At 67.0% G+C, this 3,502-nt stretch carries 1 protein-coding gene; it reads right to left on the bottom strand.

Going from position 1 to position 3,502, the window contains the following annotated elements; translation table 11 throughout:
- Positions 1–182: 182 nt before the first annotated feature.
- Entirely contained in the window at positions 183–3,305 is a 3,123-nt protein-coding gene (locus AC1DJH_RS32980) for an efflux RND transporter permease subunit (RefSeq protein ID WP_478188597.1), read from the bottom strand.
- Positions 3,306–3,502: the final 197 nt, after the last annotated feature.

Here is a 3,502-nt window from a genome sequence, read left to right as displayed (position 1 = left end):
AGTTCTGCGAGACCCCGCGAAACGCGAGCACCGCAGGTTGCCCCGTAGCGCAGCGAAGGGGTCGCAGACAGTGGGGTCGCCTTTTCTTTGCTTACTTTCTTTTGGCGAAGCAAAAGAAAGTAAGTCGCCCGCCGGGGCGAGTCCCGGCCCCGAAACCCAAACCAGGCAGCAAGAAAGCAGATTCAAACCGCTTCCTCCTCAACCACACGCCGAGTGTTCCCCCCACCCAGCCGATCAAACGCCAGATAGATAACAGGCGTAGTGAACAAGGTAAGCAGCTGGCTGACGATCAGCCCCCCGAAAATCGCCAACCCCAGCGGCCGACGCAACTCCGCCCCATCCCCAAAACTCAGCATCAACGGCACCGCAGCAAACAAGGCCGCCAGCGTCGTCATCAAGATGGGCCGAAAGCGCAGCAACGCAGCCTGGTGAATGGCCTCCCGCGCCGACTTCCCCTGGTTGCGCTCCGCATCGATCGCAAAGTCGATCATCATGATCGCGTTCTTCTTCACGATGCCGATCAGCAAGATGATGCCGATGATCCCGATCACCCCCAGGTCGTTGCCGGTGATCATGAGCGCCAGCAAGGCGCCCACGCCCGCCGAAGGCAGCGTCGACAGGATGGTCAGCGGATGCACGTAGCTCTCGTACAGCACCCCCAGCACGATGTACACGCACACCACCGCCGCCAGAATCAGCCACAGCTGGTTGGACAGCGACTTTTCATAAGCGCCTGAAGCCCCGAGGAACGTCATCGTCACGCTGCTCGGCAACCCGATTTCCTTCGCCGCGGCACGGATCGCATCGACGGAAGACCCGAGCGAAACGCCGGGCGCGGTGTCGAAGTTCAGCGTGCTCGCCGGGTACTGCGCCACGTGCGTGATCTGCAGCGGCGCCTGCTGCTCGGAGATCTCGGCAAAGGCCGACAGCGGCGTGGCGGTGCCCGAGCCGGCGATCAGGTTCAGCTGGCCCAGCGTCTGCGGCGTGTTCACCAGGCCGGGCTGCGCCTCGAGAATCACCCGGTACTGGTTGGTCTCGGTGAAGATCGTCGAGACGATGCGCTGGCCGAAGGCGCTGTACAGCGCATCGTCCACCGTGCTCGCGGTGATGGACAGGCGCGCTGCCGTGTCGCGGTTCACGTTCACGAAGGCCGCCAGCCCTTGCGCGCCGGCGTCGCTGCTCACGTTGCGCACCTTGCTCGAGTCCTGCAGCTTGGCCACGAGCTTCTTCATCCACTCGGTGATGACCGCGCTGTCCACGCCTTCGAGCGACACGCGGTACTCGGTGGGGCCGGTCTCGGCGTCGATGGTCAGGTCTTGCGTGGGCTGCAGGTAGAGCGTGACGCCGGCCACCTGGTGCACGCGCTCGCGCAGGCGGTCCATCACCTCCTGCTGGTCGCCGTGGCTTTTCTTCAGGTTGATGAGCATGCTGCCGGTGTGCAGCATGGTGTTGTTGGCCGCGTCCACGCCCACGAAGGAGCTGAGGTTCTCGACGTCGGGGTCTTCGAGCACGGCACGCGCGGCCTGCTGCTGCAGCTGTGCCATGCGGTCGAAGGACACGTCCTGCGCGGCTTGGATGCGGCCTTGCAGCTGGCCGGTGTCCTGCGTGGGGAACAGGCCCTTGGGGATCGTGAGGTACAGCACCACGGTCAGCACCATGGTGAGCAGCGCCACCAGCAGCGTGAGCGGCTGGTGCGCAATCACCCAGTGCAACGAACGGTCGTAGCGCACCATCACGCCGTCGAAGAACCGCTGGGCGCGCGCGCCGAAGCCGTTGCCGGCCGGGTCCTTCTTGGGCTCGTGCCTGAGCCAGCGCGCCGACATCATCGGCACCAGCGTGAGCGACACCACGGCCGAGATCAGGATGGTGATGGCCAGCGTCACCGCGAACTCGCGGAACAGGCGCCCCACCACGTCGCCCATGAACAGCAGCGGAATCAGCACCGCAATGAGCGACACGGTCAGCGAGATGATGGTGAAGCCGATCTGCGTGGCGCCCTTGAAGGCGGCCTGCAAGGGCTTCTCGCCCTCCTCGATGTAGCGCGCGATGTTCTCGATCATGACGATCGCGTCGTCCACCACGAAGCCGGTGGCGATGGTCAGCGCCATCAGGCTCAGGTTGTTCAGGCTGTAGCCCAGCAGGTACATCAGCCCGAAGGTGCCGATGAGCGAGATGGGCACCGCGATGCTGGCGATGACGGTGGCGCGCAGGCTGCCCAGGAAGGCGAAGATCACCAGCACCACCAGCACCACGGCCAGCACGAGCTCCATCTCGACATGCTCCACCGAGGAGCGGATGCCGGCGGTGCGGTCGCTCAGCACCTCGATCTTCAGGCCGGCCGGAAAGCCGGCCTGCAGCTCGGGCAGCTGGGCCTTGATGGCATTGACGGTGGCGATCACGTTGGCGCCCGGCTGGCGCTGCACGTTCAGGATGATGGCGGGCGTGAGCTTGCCCTCGCCGCCGTCCGCCGCCTTGGTGCCGGCCCAGGCGCCCAGTTGGGTGTTCTCGGCGCTGTTGACCACCTGCGCCACGTCGATCATGCGGATCGGCGCGCCGTTCTTGTAGCTGACGATGAGGTTTTTGTAGTCGTCGACGGTGAGCAGCTGGTCGTTCGAGTTGATGGTGTAGGCCCGCTTGGGGCCGTCGAAGCTGCCCTTGGCGCCGTTGGAGTTGGCCGCGCTGATGGCGGTGCGCAGCGTGTCCAGCCCGATACCGTTGGCGGCCAGCGCCTGCGTGTTGGCCTGGATGCGCACCGCCGGGCGCTGCCCGCCGCTGAGCGACACCAGCCCCACGCCGGAGACCTGGCTGATCTTCTGCGCGAGCCGCGTGTTGACGAGGTTCTGCACCTCGGTGAGCGGCAGCGTGTCCGAGGTGATGGCCAGCGTGAGCACCGGCGCGTCGGCCGGGTTCACCTTGGCGTACACGGGCGGCGCCGGCAGGTCGGCCGGCAGCAGCGAGCCGCCGGCGTTGATGGCGGCCTGCACCTCCTGCTCGGCCACGTCCAGCGTCTGGCCCAGCGAGAACTGCAGCGTGATGATCGACACGCCCGCCGCGCTGGTCGAGCTCATGCGGTCGAGCCCCGACATCTGGCCGAACTGGCGTTCCAGCGGCGCGGTGACGGTGTTGCTCATCACCTCGGGGCTGCCCCCGGGGTAGAGCGTCTGCACCTGGATGGTCGGGTAGTCGACCTGCGGCAGGGCCGACAGCGGCAGGAAGCGGAACGCCACCAGGCCGGCCAGCACGATGGCGACCATCAGCAGCGAGGTCGCCACCGGGCGAAGAATGAACGGGCGTGAGGGACTCATCGGGCGCGGCGCTTGCTGTCGTTCTGGGGGACTGAGGGGCCTGGCGGCATCAGCGGATCGCGCCGCCCTGCGGCTGCGGCGGGCTGCCCGGCGTCAGGTTGGGCGCGGCCGGCGGCACCGACGTGGCGGGCGGTGACGTGGGCGATTCGGCCGGCGGCGCGCTGCGCGCGCCCCCCGCACCGGCACCGCCTTCGCGG

The organism is Variovorax sp. 10N412, from assembly GCF_056394985.1.
This window is presented reverse-complemented; position numbering and strand designations above follow the sequence as displayed.

Coding starts and splice junctions, on each gene's coding strand:
- AC1DJH_RS32980 (WP_478188597.1), bottom strand. CDS start 3,305: ATGAGTCCCTCACGCCCGTTCATTCTTCGCCCGGTGGCGACCTCGCTG.